Below are 17266 nucleotides of genomic sequence, written 5' to 3' on the forward strand. Positions count from 1 at the left end.
CGGTGGACAGCTACAAGGGCCTGCGGGCCGCAGTGGTCGGCGGCTCCATCGGAGGACTGACGAGTGCACTGCTGCTGCGCGAGTTGGGCTTCACCGTCGACGTCTACGAGCGCACACCGACCCTCCTGGACAACCGCGGCGGCGGGATCGTGCTGCAGCCCACCACCATGAAATGGTTCGGCGAACGCAGCGCGCAGCGCATCGAGAAGCTGAGCACGGTGACGCGCCACCTGCGCTACCTGGGCGAGCGCAACGACGTGCTGCACGAGGATCCGGTGGAGTGGCGCTACTCGTCCTGGTCGACGATCTACCGCGCGCTGCTCGACGACTTCGGGACCGACCGCTATCACCTGGGCGAGTTCTGCGCCGGCTTCGACCAGGACGCCGACAGCGTGACGCTGCGGTTCGTCTCCGGCCGGACCGAGACCGCCGACCTGGTGGTCTTCGCCGACGGCATCAGCTCCACCGCCCGCAAGCGGCTCTTCCCGGACCTTCAGCGCACCTACTCCGGATACGTGGGCTGGCGCGGCACCGTCCCCGAGGGCGAGGTGAGCGAGGAGACCCGGCGGCTGCTGGGCGAGGCGCTGACGTACAGCGTGGCCCGCGACACCCACATCGTCCTCTACCCGATCCCCGGCCTCGACGGTGGGATCGAGGCGGGGCAGCGGCTGCTCAACTACGTCTGGTACCGCAATGTGCCGGCGGGCCCGCCGCTCGACGAGCTGACCACGGACCTGCGGGGCTTCGAGTGCCCGGTCTCCGTCCATCCCGGTCAGGTGCAGCAGCGTTTCGTCGACGAGATGCGGGCGACGGCCGAGGAGTCGCTGGCGCCCGCGGCGGCCGAGACGGTCATCCGCACCGAGCAGCCGTATCTCCAGGTCGTGTTCGACACCCGCATACCGGCGATGGCCGAGGGGCGGGTGGCGATCATCGGTGACGCCGCCTTCGCCGCCCGCCCGCACGCCGCCGCCGGCACGGCCAAGGCCGCCGACGACGCCTGGACGCTCTACGAGCACCTGCGCGCGTTCGGCGGCGACATCCCCACCGCCCTCAAGCGGTGGGAACCGGCCCAGCTGCAGCTGGGCAACCAACTGATCGACCGCGTCGCACGGATGGGACACCGCTCCCAGGTGACGAACACCTGGACCCCGGGCGATCCCGACCTGCGCTTCGGCCTCCACGGGCCCGGCATCTGACGCCCGGCACCACCGCACCACCGCACCGCCATTCAACAAAGGAGTTGGACATGAAGGCACTCGTCTACGACGGACCGGGCAGGATCGAGTACCGGGATCACCCGATGCCGACGCTGACCGAGGACACCGACCTCCTCATGCGCGTCACCCACACCACGATCTGCGGCACCGACTCCCACATCATCAAGGGCGGCGTGCCCACCGTGCGGCCGGGCACCGTCCTGGGTCACGAGGCCACCGGCGTCGTGGAGGAGGTCGGCTCGTCGGTCACGAACGTGCGGCCGGGCGACCGGATCCTGGCCGCCTGCGTCAGCGCCTGCGGCTACTGCCGGTTCTGCACCACCGGCATGTACGGGCAGTGCGTCCACGCCGGCTGGGCCCTCGGCCACACCATCGACGGCGTCCAGGCGGAGTACGCCCGCATCCCCTTCGCCCGCAACTCCGTCTACAAGATCCCCGACGAGCTGACCGACGAGCAGGTCCTGTTCCTCACCGACATCCTCGCCACCGGCTACGAGGTCGGCGTCCTCAACGGCCGGGTACAGCCCGGCGACACCGTCGTCATCGTCGGCGCCGGTCCGGTGGGCCTGTCCTCGACGGTGACCGCCAAGCTGTTCTCCCCGCGCAACATCGTCGTCGTCGAACGCACCCCCGCCCGCCGCGAGATGGCCCTCAAACTCGGGGCCACCCACGCCGTCGGCGAGGACGAGGTCCACGACCTGGTCGCCCGGCTCACCGACGGCTACGGCGCCGACGTCACCATCGAGGCCGTCGGCTTCCCCGACGCCTTCGAACTCGCCGCCGACCTGGTCCGCTCCGGCGGCCGCGTCGCCAACATCGGCGTCCACGAGGGCCCCGCCACCCTCCACCTGGAGAAGCTCTGGGCCAAGCAGGTCACCATCACCACCGGCATCCCCTCCGGCCTCACCATCCCCCAGCTGATGAACTCCATCGCCACCGGCGCCCTCGACGCCACCCAGCTCATCAGCCACCGCCTGGACCTGAGCGACACGATGAAGGGATACGACATCTTCACCCGCAGCGCCGAAACCGGCGCCCTCAAGGTCGTCCTCACCAACGACTGACCCACGCGCCGCCTCCCCTCGGCCGACGGCAGCCCGACCGTCCACCCTGGTCCTCTACGGGCCAGGCTGGACGGTTTCGTCGTGAAGTGCGAGGAGACGTGCCTGGTACGCCGACGGATGGTCGTGACGGGTCGGCTGAGGCAGGTCCCTGTGCCGTGAGATCGGAAGGCTGCACGCGTCTACTGGCGCGGCCGAGGACATTCTGAACCTGCGGAGAATGTCCTGTGCATCCGGACTGAGGTCGTCGTCGAGACCTCCACCGATCGGCCTCGGGCAGCCTGGGCGATCGCCGCTCGGCAACCCCGGATGACCTCGTGGGCCGTGGAGCGTCGTGCGCGCCGCGGGCACGGGTCGGCGGCAGATCCCAGCTGGCCTGACGACACCTGCCCCTCTGTCTCGGCTGTCCTCCCAGCGGATTGCCCAAGACATCGGCCGCTGCACCGTCGTCGAGGCCCTCCGCCCCTACCAGGCTCCCGAAGCCCGTACCCGCCCGCCCCACGGCAGTCACCCGCCTGGCTCGCCAACCGCTGCCACCCGCCCGTGTGCCCTGATCCAACCCGATCAGGGCACACGGGCGGGGCACAATCCGGCTCATCGCGGCGCTGGGCAGCTTCTGACCTCGATCGAGACGGTCGCCGCATCGCATACGGCGACGTACCTCCCCCATCCCCGGATGCTGGTGCTTGCCCCCGTCGGGCTCGACAGCCATGCCTGGACCGTTCTGAGCCGACGCCGACGAACTGCTCCTCAAGAACGGCGTACCTGACGAAGTGACGGCGGCCTCCGCGCCGTGGCTCCCGGAGGCGTCGTCATCGCCCCTGGTCCTGCCCGTCGTCTGATCGACACTGTACGGCGAGGACCCCCTGCTCCCGCACGCCTGCGGACAGAGCGGCTCAGCGTGCCGCCCGGTCTGCCGCCGCTGCCGCACACTCGCTCGCCGCTCCGCCCTCACGCCCGCAGTCGCGCCGACAGGGTGGGGCCGACGGTGGCCTAAGTCACAGTAACCTTCTCCCACGTGGATTGACGTCCTCCTCCTGGCAGAGCTTGCTCGTGGCCCACGGCACGGCTACGAACTGCGCAGGGAAATCGAGGCAGCGACAGGTCACACACTGTCGAACAACTCCCTCTACCCGCGGCTGCGCCAGTTCGTCGCAGCCGCGGCAGTGCTGCGACGGGCCGAGGAGCACGAAGGCACACCACCTCGCCACATCTACTCGATCACTGATGTCGGCCGTGAACTGCTGCACGACATGCTGGCTGAACTCCCCGAAGACACGGGCGACAACGCACGGGAGTTCATGGCGCGACTGGTGCACTTCGACTGGCTGACGCCCGAGGAGCAGCTCCGGATCCTGGACGCCCGGGACAACATACTGGCCGGGGACCGGAAGAGAACCGCGATACTGGCAGCGGCACGGGCAGAGCACTGGAGCCTCTTGACGCTTGAGCACGGGATGGATCGGATCGACTGGGACAGGGCCTGGCTGGCCGACATCCGCGCCGAGGTCGAGGCGAACGCGGGCGCAGACAGCCAAGTGGATCCGACGCACAGCTGATGACGTCCTGGCGGGTCACCACCCGGTCGAGTCGGCTCCGATGCACGGGATGAAGCCGAGAAACCAAGGCTTTCGGGGGACAACCAGTAAGCGTCCGCGCCAGATCATCGTTCGGGAAGCACAAAGCTGCTGCACAAGCCGGGATGTTCGGCCTAGCGAAACCGCAAGGTCTCCCGACCCGCATCCCGCATCGGTGCCATGAGCTCCACCGGCAGCACCACGGAGGGCCTGAGCCTTCCGGGCACCCAGTCGCAGCAGGCGATCGATCTGCTCAAGAAGGAGTTCCCGCAGGCATCCGCCGACGGCGCCACCGCGCGGGTGGAGTTCAGGGCGCCGGGCGGGCAGAAGCTGACCTCCGCCACCAACAAGACCGAGATCGAGTCCCTGATCGCGAAGCGCAAGTCTGGCACCATCGCCTAAGCTCAGGTGACGTACCAGGTCGCGCCCAGACGGACGTCAGCGACGCCGCCCACGATGTCAAGGCCGATGTCGTCGCCCAGGACGAGAAGGCCGGCCTGACGGTGAGTCTGGGCGTCAACGCCGTCAAGGACGAAGCCAAGAGCAAGGCGGCCGAACTGATCGGCCTCGCTGTCGCCGCCGTCGCCCTGGTGATCACCTTGGCATCACTGATCGCGGCCGGACTGCCGCTGCTCACCGCGATCCTCGGCGTGGGCGCGGCCGTCCTCTCGCCCACCATCGCCACCCAGTTCTTCGACATGGCCTCCCAGGCCTCCACCCTGGCGCCGATGCGGGGCCTGGCGGTGGCCATCGACTACGCCCTGTTCATCGCCTCCCGCTACCGCAACGAGATCCGCGACGGCCACGAACCCGAGGAAGCCCGAGGAAGCCTGCGGGCGGGCCCTGGGCACCGCGGGCTCGGCGGTCGTCTTCGCTGGCTTGACCGTGGTCGTCGCCCTGAGCGACCTGAGCGTCATCGGCATCCACTCGCTCATCTCCAGGGGCCTTGCCTTCGCCGTCACCGTCGCGGTCGTCATCGCACTGACCCTGCTGCCCGCCATGCTCGGCTTCGCCGGGATGCGGATCATGAAATACAAGCTGCTGACCCGCCGGATGAAGGCACTGGAGCGCGGCGAGGGCCAGGCGTTGGGCGTGCGCTGGGCGCAGTTCGTCACCCGCAACCCGGTCAAGGTCCACGCCGTCTCCGAGGCCGGCCTGACCCTGCTGGCGCTGCCCGCCACATCTTTGCGTCTGGCCCCTTGCCCGACGACTCCAGGCGTGCACCAGGCAGCACCCAGCGCGTCGCCTACGACACCCTCAGCGAAGGCTTCGGACCGAGCTTCAGCGGCCCACTGACTGTCGTCGTCAACGCAGGCGACAGTGACGACCCCAAGGCCGCAGCCGAACAGGCGACCTCGCTGCTGGGCAAACTGGGCGACATCGCCTCGGTGCGCGGCACGGCGTTCAACCACATCGGCGACGTTTCCCTGATCGGCGTAATCCCCGCAAGCGCGCCGACCAGTCAGGCAACCAAGGACCTGGTCACCGGCATCCGCGGCCAGAGCGCCGCCCTGCACAAGGAGACCGGCGCCGAGCAGCCGTCCGCGTCGTCGCTCACGGGGGGCTCCGTCCTCTCTCCCCGTCTGACGCGCGAGCTCATCGACGCGGTCCGCGAACAAGACTCCGCCCACAGTCTCAAGCGGAAGCGCAGGCTGTCCCACCTCACCGGGCGCGAACGTGAAGTGCTCACCGCGCTCGCCTCCGGCTGAAGCAACAGGAAGATCGCCGAGCGCCTGTGCATCGCGCCGGCCACAGTCAAGACCCATGCCAGCAGCATCCTCGCCGAGATCGGCGCTCGAGCCCGTGCGCAGGCCGTCGTGTTCGCCTATGAGACGGGACTGGGCAGACCGCCCCGGCTGCGACCCTATCCACATGACTCGGGCATCTCGGATCGGCCAAGAGGAGGATTCGGATCCGCCTGGAGCATGGTTAAAGTGACCTAGGTCTTCCTGACCTATGGGCCGCTCAGCTCCCCACGAGGCCTCCCGCATGGCCGTTGAGCGCCGTGAAGCGACAATCCCCCCACATCAACAGGAGTATCGATGAGGACTCCGGCCGGAATCGATGACGACTGCCTCTGCCTTGCTTCACCCCTCGGGTCAGCGCGAACATCCGCGGTTCCGCATCTGGTAGCCAGCGGACAATGCAACGGAAGGCATCAGCGGCGCATGCCTGCATGAACGACCCCGAGCAACTGCGCAGCCAGGCCTATTTCGGCGTCCACGAACGGCCAGTCCTCGTGACGTGGGCCGTGACAACGGCTGCCGATGCACCGATGCCCAGGCTCGACCCATCCCGCATGCTCACGCGTTCCGTACAGCCGTCGCGGCCGCCGCCCCACACGCGTAGGCCTGATCCATGTCCCCCACACATCATCGGCGTGCTCGTCAGGCAGCGGAATCGCCTCTGGCCATGGATACGTTGCCGAGCACTCTCAACGGCAATGCGGAACTTCACATGCTCCGTCCCTCATCACCACACGCGCTCTCGCGGTTTATCCCCGGATGCGTCCTGAGGCCTCTCTCACGGAATCGGCAACAGCCCAGCATGTACATCAAGATTCATTGAAGGGATACAGCTGATGTTTTCCGATGTGCTCGACTGGCTTCAGTCGTCGCCGCAACCCGTGGTACTCGCGGGAGCTGCCCTGATAGCTCTGGGCGAGGCCATCGTCGGCGTCGGACTCTTCCTCCCCGGAGAGGCGGCCATGCTGATCGCCTCCTCCACCGTCGACTCAGTGCCCGAGTTCCTCCTCCTGTGGACGGTGGCCACGGTCTTCTCCATCGCGGGCAACGTGATCGGATTCGAACTCGGCCGCCGCCTGGGCCCGGCCTTACGCGAGACCAAGCTCATCAAGAAGCGTGGCGCGGAAGGCTGGGACAAGGCCAGTGCGCTGCTACTCAAACACGGCACCCGAGCGGTCTTCGTCGGACGTCTGATCCCCCTCGTCCGCGGCTTCGTACCCGCCGTGGCCGGCGCCGCCCGCATGTCCTACCGCACGTTCCTTCCCCCGGTGGCTGCCGGGGCCACCATTTCGACCGTGCTGCCCATCCTGTTCGCCCTTGGCGTCCTCTCCAGCTTGAAAAGTTCAGGCGGCGTGATCTTCGTCGTGGGACTGCTCGGCGCCCTCGCCGTGACCATCGTCGTTCGCAAGCGTCGCAGGAAGGCCGCACCGGACGCAGGCCGGCGCAGCCCGGACGCGGACCCGGACCCGGATCTCGAATCGGCTCACTGAGCGGCGTCATCGGGAAAACGAGGCCGTTCTTGCGGTTTCCAGAGTCGCCTCCGACATGCCGTCCGCAGTGGCGATCTCGGCCTTGGACAGGCCGACCGCCAGGTGGGTCAACACCTCGTCTCGCGCTCGGTCAGCCGACAAGCTTCGTCTCCGGGTTCGGCTCGGAGCGGTTCCCTGCGTGGAGTGCGCCGTCGGCAACGCTGCCGAGCGGGTGCCAGGTCACACGGGGCCGCTACGACCGCTTCAGCGACAACTGGTGCGTTCCATCAGCACTTGGCGGACGACGGTTGGGATCGCGCGATCATCACGGACACGTTGTGCGCCACGTTGTCCTGCATCTCCCATGGGCATCCGCGTGCACAACCGCCGCCGAGGGCCGCGCCGGGGTGTCTTCATGCTCGGCGCGACAACCCCGGCCCCGAGTGTAGTCAGGTGGACCTGCCGGCTCCAGGTTGCGCCCGAGGGTGAATGCGGCAGCGGTTATCCAACACAAGAGCACGACAGCAGTCCCGCCTTCCTCCGATCCCCACTTCAGCATCGCGTCGACGATGCGCACCTCCGCCACCGCCGGCGTCGGCACACCCGATCTCCCGCCACAGTGAGCCGCGATGCTGAAGCCGCGATGCTGAAGCAGCGATGCGCAGAGCCGGTGTCTGCGAAGGCGGTTGCCGTGATCTCGACCGCCGTGACACGCCCGGACGGACCGTTCTCGGAAAGCGACTGTTGCCGTGGAGACCCGTTGGTCGTGTGGGCAAATGCGGTGCTGGCGCGATGGGAGGCGAGCGTCAGCGCGTCGATGCCCCCGACACAGGCAATGACCGCCCGAGCATGGACTGCGCCGAGTACGTCGGCGTGAGAGCCCTGGCTGAGCCGGCTCGTGGTCCGTACCAACCGGATTCCAAGCCCATCTCGGGAGGTTGTGTGACACGGTACCGAGACCCCCTCATGGTCCAGACCGGCGTCCGGGGCTCGCGTCGGAGGGCTGAACGACCCAGCGGCGGCGGCCGGCAGGGAGCATGAGGGCGGCGAGGAAGGCGACACCGAGCGCGCCGGCGCACATCCAGAAGCCCGCGGTGAACCCGGCTTCGGAGGGCACGTGCCGGGCAGAGGTGGTCGCCGAGAGGATCGCGGCGAGCACGGCCGTGCCGATGCTGCCGCCGATGGTGCGGGCGAGGGTGTTGATGCTGGTGGCCACGCTGGTCTGGGTCGGGGGGACGGTCGCGAGGATGGCGTTGGTCATGGCGGAGGATCCCAGACCGATGCCGATGCCGATCATTGTGACCGCGGTCAGGATGTGCCACGCCGCGTCATGGGCGACGGCCAGCAGAACGAATGAGGCCGCGGCCATGAGGATGCCCAGTGTCAAAGGGAGTTTGGCGCCGAAGTGGCGATCCAGGACCCCGGACAGTGGCGCGAAGACGACCATCGCCATGGATGCGGGAAGCAGGTACAGACCCGCTTCGCTGACGGACTTGCCGTGGCCGTAACCAGTCGCGGTCGGGAGTTGGAGCAGGAGGGGCACTAGCAGGAAGGAGCCGAACGTGACGACCCCGAACGATATGCCTGCGATGTTGGTCGTCCACACACCCCGGTTGGCGAGCATGCGCATGTCCACCAGCGGTGCGCGGACGCGCAGTTCGACCACCACCCACGTGGCGAGCACAACCGCCGCCCCACCGAGCGACCCGAGTGCGGTGCCGCTGGTCCAGCCCCAGCCGTCGCCTTTACTGAGCGCGAGGAGCAGGCAGACCAGGCCGGAGGACAGCAGCAACGCGCCGGGCACGTCGATGCGGTCGGATGCGCGTACCGGGGATTCCGGGATGCCGTACGCGATGCCCGCGGCGGCGACGGCGATCATGATCAGGGGGAACCAGAACAGCCAGTGCCAGGACAGGTGCTCGGTGATCGGTCCGGCCAGTACCGACCCGAGTCCCCCGCCGGTCCCGAGCAGTGCGGACAGCAGGCCGACAGCGACGCCGACCCGTTCGCGCGGCAACTCGTCACGGACTATGCCGAATGCCAGCGGCAGGATCGCTCCCCCCGCTCCCTGCAGGACACGGCCCGTCACCAGGACGGCGAGGTTGCCGGCCAGAGCGGCGACCAGGGCGCCGGTTGCGAGCAGGCCCAGGACGATGAGAAGCACGCGGCGTCGGCCGAACATGTCGCCGAGGCGGCCCGCGATCGGCGTCGCGACAGCGGCGGCCAGCAGGTAGGCGGTCACGAGCCAGCTGATGTCCGCGGTCGAGGTCCTCAGGTCGGCAGCCATGGTCGGCAGAGCCGGGGCGACGAGCGACTGCAGCATCGCGAACACCATTCCGGCCAGTGCCAGAAAGCCGAAGACGAGCGCGGGATTCGTGTGCGGGGCAGCCCGTGGACGCGTCACGTCCGGTTCATTCTGGAGCGTTGAGTCGCCACGCGATCGCGTCACCAGCTGACGGGGAGTTCGTGCACGCCGTAGACGGACATGTCGTGCCGGAATATGACGTCCTCGAAGGGAATCGCAAGCCGGAGGCCGGGAAGCCTCCGGAACAGGACAGGCAGCGCGATCTGCACTTCGGCGCGCGCCAGTTGCTGGCCGAGGCACTGGTGAGTGCCGTGTCCGAAAGCCAGGTGTCCACGCGTGTCGCGGGTGATGTCGAGGACGTCGGGGTGGTCGAGGAAGGACGGGTCCCGGTTGGCGGCGGGCAGGTTGACGGTGAGGAGATCGCCGGCGCGGAGCTGTTGGCCGCCGATGGTGAGGTCCTCGGCGGCGATGCGGTTGACCTGGTTCTGCGAGATGGTCAGGTAACGCAGCAGTTCCTCGACGGCGTTCGCTATCACGGCCGGGTCGTCGGTGTCGCACATACGGGCGGCCTGCTCGGGGTGGCACAGCAGGGTCAGCGTGGACAGGGCGATCATGTTGGCGGTGGTCTCGTGCCCGGCGAGCAGCAGGATCTGGCTGTTCATGGCGACGGCCTCGCGGCTGAGTTCACGGGTGGCGACGCGGTCGGTGAGCAGGCGGCTGATGAGATCGTCGCCGGGGTCCTTTTCCTTGCGTGTCACCAGGTCGAGCAGGTAGCCGAAGAGCGCCGCGCTTGCCGCTGCCCTTTCTTCGGTGGTGGCGGTGACGGAGATCAGGGTGCTGCTGTGCTTCTGGAAGAACTCGTGGTCGGTGTAGGGAACACCGAGCAGGAGTGAGATCACCAGGGACGGGACGGGCAGCGCGTAGGCGCGGACAAGGTCCGCCGGCGCCCCGTTGCTGATCATCTCTTCGAGGAAGCCGTTCGCCATCTCCTCGATCTTCGGGCGCATCGCCGTGACTCGTTTGACGGTGAAGTCGCTGGTGAGCATGCGCCGCACGGTGGCGTGGTCGGGGTCGTCCATCCGCGGAAACGCATCCGGCTTGCCCTCCGCGTTCGAACGGAGCTCCGGGAACCGACGGGCGTCGGCGCTGATCCTGGGATCAGCCAACACCGTCCGTACGTCCTCGTAGCGGCTGACCACCCACCCGGTGCCGCCGTTCGACAGCCGGACGCGTTGCAGCCCCTCCGCCTTACGCCAGCCCGCGTATGCCTCGGGCGGGTCGAAGGGGCAGCGCTGGGAGCGCGCTCCTGGGAACGCGGGCAGGTCGGTCTGGTCGGTTGCGTGGTGCACGGAACCATGTCCTCTCTGTGCAATCGGCCGCGACGAGCTTCCTCGTCCGGTGCTTTCTTGATGACGTCAGCCGCGATCGGGGCGATCGAGACCACGACGATCGCGAGGGGCATGCTGAGCGGCATCGTGCTGACGTTGGCGGAGGCCGCTGGATCGGCCGACGTGGCCGCCGGGGGGCTACGGTGGCGCGCAGGATTCCGCGTGCCGGATTCCAGGCAACGCGATGCCTACTCCGTGGCGCGTTGAGACTGGACCGCTATGACGCGCAGAAGCTGGGCGATTTCCTCGCCGGGACCGTCGGGGACGGTGTAGCCGGTCTCGTCGCGGATTTCGGCGAGATGGTCCCGGACATCCTCCATCGACAGTGCTGGATGGTGGTAACCCCGGGTTCTGCCGGTGAAGAAGCGAGCGACCTGGCCGGCTCCGGCGGTGTAGATCTCGCCGGTGACAGGGCAGTCCTCGTGGGCGAGGAAGGCCACGACGGGAGAGACCAGTGCGGGGTCGAGGCTGCCGACGACGGCGTCCATCATGGCCGTGGTGGCGGCATCGTGCCTGGGGCGGCCGTCGGCGGTGTCGCCCAGGTGTTGGGTGAGCATGCGGGTGGCCGCGATGGGGGCGATGGCGTTGGCCTTGATTCCGTGCCCGGCGCCCTCCAGGGCCAGGACGCGGGTGAGGCCGGCCACCCCCGCCTTGGCCGTGCCGTAGTTGCTCTTGCGCGGACTGCCGAGCAGGCCGACGGCCGAGGTGGTGTTCACGACGCGGCCGTACCCCTGGTCCCGCATGATCCGCCAGGCCGGCCGGGTCACGTGGAACAGGGCATTGACGTGCACGTCGAGGACCGGCTCCAGCAGTTCAAGAGTCAGGTCCTCGAACAGCGCGTCGCGCAGGATGCCCGCGTTGTTGACGAGGATGTCGACGCGGCCGAAAGCGTCGAGTCCGGTGCGGACAATCGCTTCGCCGCCGTCCGGCGTGGCAACGCTGTGGGTGTCCGCAACGGCCTCGCCGCCGTGATCGCGGATCTCCTGCGCGACGGTCTCGGCCGGCCCGGCGTCCCGCCCTTCACCGGCCACCGACCCGCCGACGTCGTTGACGACCACCTTCGCCCCGCGGGACGCGAGCAGCAGCGCGTGCTGCCGGCCGAGCCCGCCGCCCGCACCGGTCACGATTGCCACCCTGCCGTCGAAACGGAGATCGCTCATGGTGTCTCCTCTTCTCGTCCTTCACCAGCTGACGGGCAGTTCGTGCACGCCGTAAATGCTCATGTCGTTTCTGAACCGGATCTCCTCGATCGGCACCGCGAGCCGCAGTTCGGGGAGCCTGCGCAGCAGGGTGGGCAGAGCGATCTGGAGTTCGGCGCGGGCGAGCGTCTGGCCGATGCACTGGTGCACGCCATGCCCGAACGCGAGGTGCCCGCGGGCGGACCGGTCGAGATCCAGCGTCCCGGGCTCGGCGGTGAAGGCAGAGTCCCAGTTACCGGCGGGCAGGTTCATGATCAGCCCTTCGCCGGCCTTGACGAGTGTGCCGCCGATCTCGACGTCCTCCTTGGCGATGCGGGCGATCAGGCTGTGCACGATCGTCAGGTAGCGCAGGAGTTCCTCGACAGCGTTCGCGATCACAGCCGGGTCGTCGGTGTCCCGGACCCTTGCGGCCTCGTCCGGGTTCTGCAGCAGGGCGACCGTGCCGAGGGCGATCATGTTGGCGGTGGTCTCGTGGCCGGCGTTGAGCAGGATCTGGCCGTTCATCGCCGCCGTTTCGCGGCGCAGCTCGCCGGTCTGCACGTGCTCACGGACGACCCGGCTCATCAGGTCGTCACCGGGTTCCCTCTCCTTGCGGGCCACCAGCTCCATCATGTAGCCGAAGAACTCCCGGGAAGCCCTGGCCTTCTCCTCGGGCGGGGTGTTCATGTTCATCAGGGTGGCGGTGATGCTCTGGAAGAAGTCGTGATCGGTGTAGGGGACGCCGAGCAGCAGCGAGATCACCAATGACGGGACCGGCAGGGCGTAGTCCTGGACGAGGTCGCCCGGCTGGCCCTTGGCGACCATCGTGTCGATGAAGTGGTTCGCCATCTCTTCGATCCGCGGGCGCATCGCGTTGACCCGCCTGACCGTGAAGTCCTTGGTGAGCATGCGTCGCAGCCGGGCGTGTTCGGGGTCGTCCATGCGGGGGAAGGTCTCGGGCGCGTTGGGGCCGTCGTTGTTTCCGTGGCCCTGCAATACGCCGAGAACTTCGGCGCTGATGGCCGGGTGGGTCATGGCGGTCTTGATGTCTTCGTACCGGCTCACGGCCCAGACCGTGTGGCCGTTCCAGTTCACCCGCCGCAGACCTTCCTCCTCCCGCCAACGCGTGTAGGCGGCGGGCGGGTTGAAGGGGCAGCGTGCGGTGCGTTCGCCGGGGAAGGCCGGCAGATCGGTGGTGGTCATGGGAATCCCTTCGGTCAGGCAGCCGTGGTGAGTGCGCTGGTCCAGGGGGAACGAGCCGCGATGAGGGCGCGCCAGGCGCGCAGTGTCCTGGGGGACATGTCGGCGGCGAGGACGCCGACCAGGCGGTCCGCCTTGCGGTAGACGACGAGAAGCTGGTCGTTGTCGAGGACGAGTGCCTCGTCATGGTCGCGGATGTAGCCGTAGGCCTGGATCTTCATGCCGTACTGGTCGGACCAGAAGTACGGCACCGGCGCGAAGGGCTGGAGCGCGTCAGGGCGGAGGAGGTTGCGGGCCGCGGCCATTCCCTGTTCTGCGGCGTTGGTGCGGTGTTCGATCCGCATGGAGAGGCCGAACAGCGGGTTGCGCCAACGGGCGACATCCCCGGCCGCGTATACGTTCGGCGCGGCCTCGCAGTACTCGTCGCAGACGACGCCGTCGCGGACTGTCAGACCGCTCGCTTCCAGCCAGTCGGTGTTCGGCAGCGAGCCGATTGCGACCAGGATCTCGTCGCCCTCGACGACTTCACCGTCGGCCAGCCGCACTCCGTCCTCGGCCACCTGGGTCACCGTGACCCCGGTGCGCAGGTCTACCCCATGGTTCCGATGGGCCATCGCCAGTGCCCGGCCGACCTCCTCGCCGACGGCGTGGGCCAGCGGCACCGGAGCTGGTTCCAGCAGCGTCACCGCGCAGCCGCGCTGCCGGGCGACAGCGGCGACCTCGGCGCCCAGGAACCCGGCACCGACCACGACCAGCCGTCGGGCGGTCAGCAGCCCGTCGCGCAGAGCGCGGGCGTCGTCGAGGGTGCGCAGCACGTGCGCGCCCTCACCGGGCAGCCGACGCGGACGTACTCCGGTGGCGATGACCAGTCCGTCGTACGGCACCGCCGAGCCGTCCGCCAGTGCCACCGCGCGTTTCTGGAGGTCGAGACCCGTGGCGGCGACGTCGAGGCGCAGGTCGAGGCCGAGGGCGTCGATGTCGGCGGGAGCGCGCAGCATGAGCTGTTCCGCGTCCCAACCCGCGGTCACGAACTGCTTGGACAGGGGTGGGCGGTCGTAGGGCAGGTACGGTTCGTCGCCGATCAAAGTGAGAGAGCCGTCGAAGCCCTCACGGCGCAGCGTCTCGGCCGCCGCCAGGCCAGCCGCCGAGGCGCCGACGACCACGATGCGCCTCACCGCTCCGCCAGGTGGATCGCCGCAGCCGGGCAGATCGCGGCCGCCTCGCGTACCCCGGCGTGCAATTCCTCGCGAGGGTCCGCGTCCAGCAGGATCGCGACGCCGTCCTCGTCACGCTGGTCGAAGACTTCGGGCGCGGCCAGGACGCACTGCCCGGCGGCAACGCACTTGGGCTCGTCCAGTGTCACGTGCATGCTTGTCGACCTCGGATCTTTCGTGTGGGGGTAGGAGGGACTCACCGAACGCCGAACGGTCGTGGCCGCGCCGTCCGATGGGGCGGAGAAGTCGGCGCCACCGCGACGGGAGCACGGGCCGCGAGGTCGCGCAAACGTCGCCGTGGGCGCCGTTCCCGCACAGGGCCGCGCGACGCACCGGCCACAGCGGGATCTCCCGGGCACCGCGGTGTCCGGGAGGCATGATCGAGAGTCACTACCAGGTGACCGGCAGCTCGTGGACGCCGAAGGTGGCCATGTCGTGCCGGAACCTCACCTCTTCCAACGGCACGGCCAGGCGGAGGGTCGGCAGCCTGCGGAGCAACATCGACAGGGCCTCCTGCATCTCGACACGGGCCAGCGTCTGGCCGAGGCACTGGTGGATGCCGTGGCCGAACGCGACGTGCTTGCCCGTGACGGTGCGGTCGATGTCGAAGACGTCGGGGTCGTCGAAGTGGGTGTCGCGGTTGGCGGCGGGCACGTTGACGGTCAGCAGATCGCCGGCGCGAACCTGCTGACCGCCGACGGTGAGGTCCTCGGTGGCCACGCGATTGACGTGCTCCTGGATGATCGACAGATAGCGCAGCAGTTCCTCCACGGCGCCCGCGATCAGCTTGGGGTCGTCGGTGTCGCGGACACGGGCGGCCTGCTCGGGGTTCTCCAGGAGGGCCAGCGTCCCGAGGCCGATCATGTTGGCCGTGGTCTCGTGCCCGGCGGACAGGATCGTCCGGCAGTTGATGGTCAGCTCGCGCCGACTGAGTTCTCCCGTTGCGACGCGCTCGACGAGAAGTCGGCTGATCAGGTCGTCACCGGGCTCACGCTCCTTGCGGTCGACCAGATCCAGGAGATACGCGGAGAGCGCCTCGCTAGCTACGATCTTCTCCTCCCGGGACGCCTCTCGGTGATTGAGGACGCCGCTCTGCTCCTGGAAGAACCGGTGGTCCTCGTAGGGCACCCCGAGCACCAGGGAGATCACCAGCGACGGTACAGGCAGCGCGTAGGCCCGCACGAGGTCCGTCGGCCGCTGCCGCTGGCCGGTCATCTCGTCGAGGAGGCCGTTGATCAGTTCGCGGATGCGCGGCCGCAGCGCCTCAACACGCTTGACCGTGAACTCGCCGGTGAACATCCGCCGGATACGGGCGTGCTCCGGGTCGTCCATGCGCGGGAACACCTGCGTCTGGCCAGGAGTCTGTGCGTTGTTGACCAACTGGGGGAACCGGTGGGCGTCCGCGCTGAAGCGCGGATCGTTCAGCACCACCTTGGCGTCCTCGAACCGGCTCACCGCCCAGGCGCTCCTGCCGATCGAGGTCTGGACCTGCTGGAGCCCCTGACCCGAGCGCCACTGTGCGTACTCGGCGGGGGGATCGAAGGGGCAGCGCCCGGAGCGTGTTCCGGGGAAGTCGGGAAGGCCGACGCTCTCGCCTGTCTCGGTCTCAGTAGTCATCGATGCTCCTGTGGGGGTGTGCGAGGCATGTGCGCCCGAAGCGGATCCCACGGCTCCGGCTCCACGGACGGAGGGCAGCGGGCCCCGCCGAGGCCCCACGGCCGGTCCCAGGCATGCCGAGCGCGGCGGCTTCTTCGGGCGTCGCGAGACGGAGTGCGTCACGACGACCTATGTCACCGTAACCTTTGCTGGCGGGGTTGGGATCCTCCTTTTGGCGGATCGACGACATCATGTTCGGCAATGCCAACAGCGCCGGCGAGGACAACCGCGATGTGGCCCGGATGGGCGCGTTGCCGGCAGGGTTCCCGACCGTCCCCGGCACGACAACGAACCGCCTGTGCGGCTCCGGAGTCGAGGCGGTCATCCAGGGCAGCCGCGCCATCGAGGCAGGCGACGCGACGCTGGTGCTCGCCGGCGGCGTCGAGTCGATGAGCCGCGCACCGTGGGTCGTACCCAAGCCCGACCGGGCATACCCGGCAGGCGACACGGCCATGGCCTCGACAACCCTGGGATGGCGGCTCGTGAACCCGCGCATGCCCAAGGAGTGGACCATCCCCTTGGGTCAGACGGCCGAGATCCTCGCGGAACGATTCTCCGTCCCGCGCGATGAACAGGACGCCTTCGCCCTGCACAGCCACAGCAACGCGGCACGCGCATTCGCCGAAGGCGCCTACGCAGCGGAAATCATCGACGTACCCGGCGTCGACCTGGACCGCGACGAGGGCATTCGCGACGACACCAGCATGGCCGCCCTGGCCCGCCTCAAGCCGGCGTTCGTGGCGAGTGGAAGCGTCACGGCGGGCAACTCGTCCCCCTCAGCGACGGAGCCTCGGCAGTGCTGCTCGGCGCCGAGCACGCGCTGCCCGGCACTCAGCCCCTGGCCCATGTCATCGGACGCGGAGTGGCGGGCAACGACCCGGACGTCTTCGGTATCGCTCCGGTGGAGGCGGCCAACCGCGCCCTCGCCCGCGCCGGCAAGAGCTGGTCGGACGTCGACCTCGTCGAACTCAACGAGGCGTACGCCGCACAGAGCATCGCCTGCCTGCGGCTCTGGCCCGAACTTGACCCCCAGAAGGTGAACGTGGACGGCGGCGCCATCGCCATCGGCCACCCCCTCGGTGCCTCCGGGGGACGCATCGTCGGCCACCTGGCTCACGCACTGGCCGCGCGCGGCGGCGGCATCGGCGTCGCCGCCATATGCATCGGGGTGGGCCAGGGGCTCGCGGTGGTGTTCGAGGCGTGAGCGGGCGCACCCGCGAGGGACAGCGACAGGGCTTCCGTCCGCCGCGAGCGGC

15 protein-coding genes and 2 pseudogenes are annotated in these 17266 nt (G+C 68.8%); 10 read left to right on the forward strand and 7 right to left on the reverse strand.

Going from position 1 to position 17266, the window contains the following annotated elements; translation table 11 throughout:
* The first annotated feature begins 2 nt into the window (after positions 1–2).
* The 9 genes and pseudogenes from ACIBAF_RS35795 to ACIBAF_RS35835 all read left to right on the forward strand — a co-directional run bounded on the left by ACIBAF_RS35795 (position 3) and on the right by ACIBAF_RS35835 (position 7090).
* Positions 3–1196, forward strand: a complete 1194-nt coding sequence (locus tag ACIBAF_RS35795; RefSeq protein ID WP_399468537.1) for an FAD-dependent monooxygenase — start codon at positions 3–5, stop codon at positions 1194–1196.
* A gap of 50 nt (positions 1197–1246) precedes the next feature.
* Complete coding sequence (locus ACIBAF_RS35800; protein ID WP_399468539.1) at positions 1247–2281, forward strand: alcohol dehydrogenase catalytic domain-containing protein; 1035 nt, start codon at positions 1247–1249, stop codon at positions 2279–2281.
* 1034 nt (positions 2282–3315) lie between these two features.
* A complete protein-coding gene (locus tag ACIBAF_RS35805; protein WP_399468647.1) occupies positions 3316–3837 on the forward strand; it encodes a PadR family transcriptional regulator in 522 nt (173 codons plus the stop codon).
* 198 nt (positions 3838–4035) lie between these two features.
* A complete protein-coding gene (locus ACIBAF_RS35810) occupies positions 4036–4257 on the forward strand; it encodes a hypothetical protein (protein ID WP_399468658.1) in 222 nt (73 codons plus the stop codon).
* A gap of 83 nt (positions 4258–4340) precedes the next feature.
* Positions 4341–4598: pseudogene (locus tag ACIBAF_RS35815) on the forward strand (MMPL family transporter); the annotation flags it as partial.
* Positions 4599–4698: 100 nt separating this feature from the next.
* On the forward strand, positions 4699–5151 hold the full coding sequence (locus tag ACIBAF_RS35820) for an MMPL family transporter (RefSeq protein ID WP_399468649.1): 453 nt from the start codon (positions 4699–4701) through the stop codon (positions 5149–5151).
* Positions 5055–5564 carry a hypothetical protein gene (locus ACIBAF_RS35825; RefSeq protein WP_399468660.1) on the forward strand — a complete coding sequence of 170 codons (510 nt, stop codon included), beginning with the start codon at positions 5055–5057 and terminating at the stop codon, positions 5562–5564. Before ACIBAF_RS35820 ends, ACIBAF_RS35825 begins: the two co-directional genes overlap by 97 nt.
* A 30-nt stretch (positions 5565–5594) precedes the next feature.
* Positions 5595–5798, forward strand: a complete 204-nt coding sequence (locus ACIBAF_RS35830) for a hypothetical protein (protein ID WP_399468651.1) — start codon at positions 5595–5597, stop codon at positions 5796–5798.
* 638 nt (positions 5799–6436) lie between these two features.
* Entirely contained in the window at positions 6437–7090 is a 654-nt protein-coding gene (locus tag ACIBAF_RS35835; RefSeq protein WP_399468541.1) for a DedA family protein, read from the forward strand.
* Positions 7091–8033: 943 nt separating this feature from the next.
* On the opposite strand, the gene ACIBAF_RS35840 is transcribed toward ACIBAF_RS35835, so the two are convergent.
* The 7 genes from ACIBAF_RS35840 to ACIBAF_RS35870 form a co-directional block, all read right to left on the reverse strand.
* Complete coding sequence (locus ACIBAF_RS35840) at positions 8034–9473, reverse strand: MFS transporter (protein ID WP_399468543.1); 1440 nt, start codon at positions 9471–9473, stop codon at positions 8034–8036.
* Positions 9474–9514: 41 nt separating this feature from the next.
* Positions 9515–10723, reverse strand: coding sequence for a cytochrome P450 (locus tag ACIBAF_RS35845; protein ID WP_399468545.1), 1209 nt, complete (start codon positions 10721–10723; stop codon positions 9515–9517).
* Between the two features lie 227 nt (positions 10724–10950).
* Positions 10951–11922, reverse strand: a complete 972-nt coding sequence (locus tag ACIBAF_RS35850) for an SDR family NAD(P)-dependent oxidoreductase (protein ID WP_399468547.1) — start codon at positions 11920–11922, stop codon at positions 10951–10953.
* 21 nt (positions 11923–11943) lie between these two features.
* Entirely contained in the window at positions 11944–13143 is a 1200-nt protein-coding gene (locus ACIBAF_RS35855) for a cytochrome P450 (protein ID WP_399468549.1), read from the reverse strand.
* Positions 13144–13157: 14 nt separating this feature from the next.
* Entirely contained in the window at positions 13158–14315 is a 1158-nt protein-coding gene (locus ACIBAF_RS35860) for an NAD(P)/FAD-dependent oxidoreductase (protein ID WP_399468551.1), read from the reverse strand.
* Positions 14312–14509 (reverse strand): ferredoxin, encoded by a 198-nt coding sequence (locus ACIBAF_RS35865; RefSeq protein ID WP_399468553.1) that lies wholly within the window; start codon positions 14507–14509, stop codon positions 14312–14314. The genes ACIBAF_RS35860 and ACIBAF_RS35865 overlap by 4 nt, the downstream gene beginning before the upstream one ends.
* 235 nt (positions 14510–14744) lie before the next feature.
* Positions 14745–15971 (reverse strand): cytochrome P450, encoded by a 1227-nt coding sequence (locus tag ACIBAF_RS35870; protein ID WP_399468555.1) that lies wholly within the window; start codon positions 15969–15971, stop codon positions 14745–14747.
* Between the two features lie 215 nt (positions 15972–16186).
* Here ACIBAF_RS35870 and ACIBAF_RS35875 point away from each other — a divergent pair.
* A pseudogene (locus ACIBAF_RS35875) lies at positions 16187–17214 on the forward strand (thiolase family protein); the annotation flags it as partial.
* Between the last annotated feature and the right edge of the window lie 52 nt (positions 17215–17266).

The sequence above is a fragment of the Streptomyces sp. NPDC051677 genome (assembly GCF_044453465.1).
Lineage (GTDB): Bacteria > Actinomycetota > Actinomycetes > Streptomycetales > Streptomycetaceae > Streptomyces.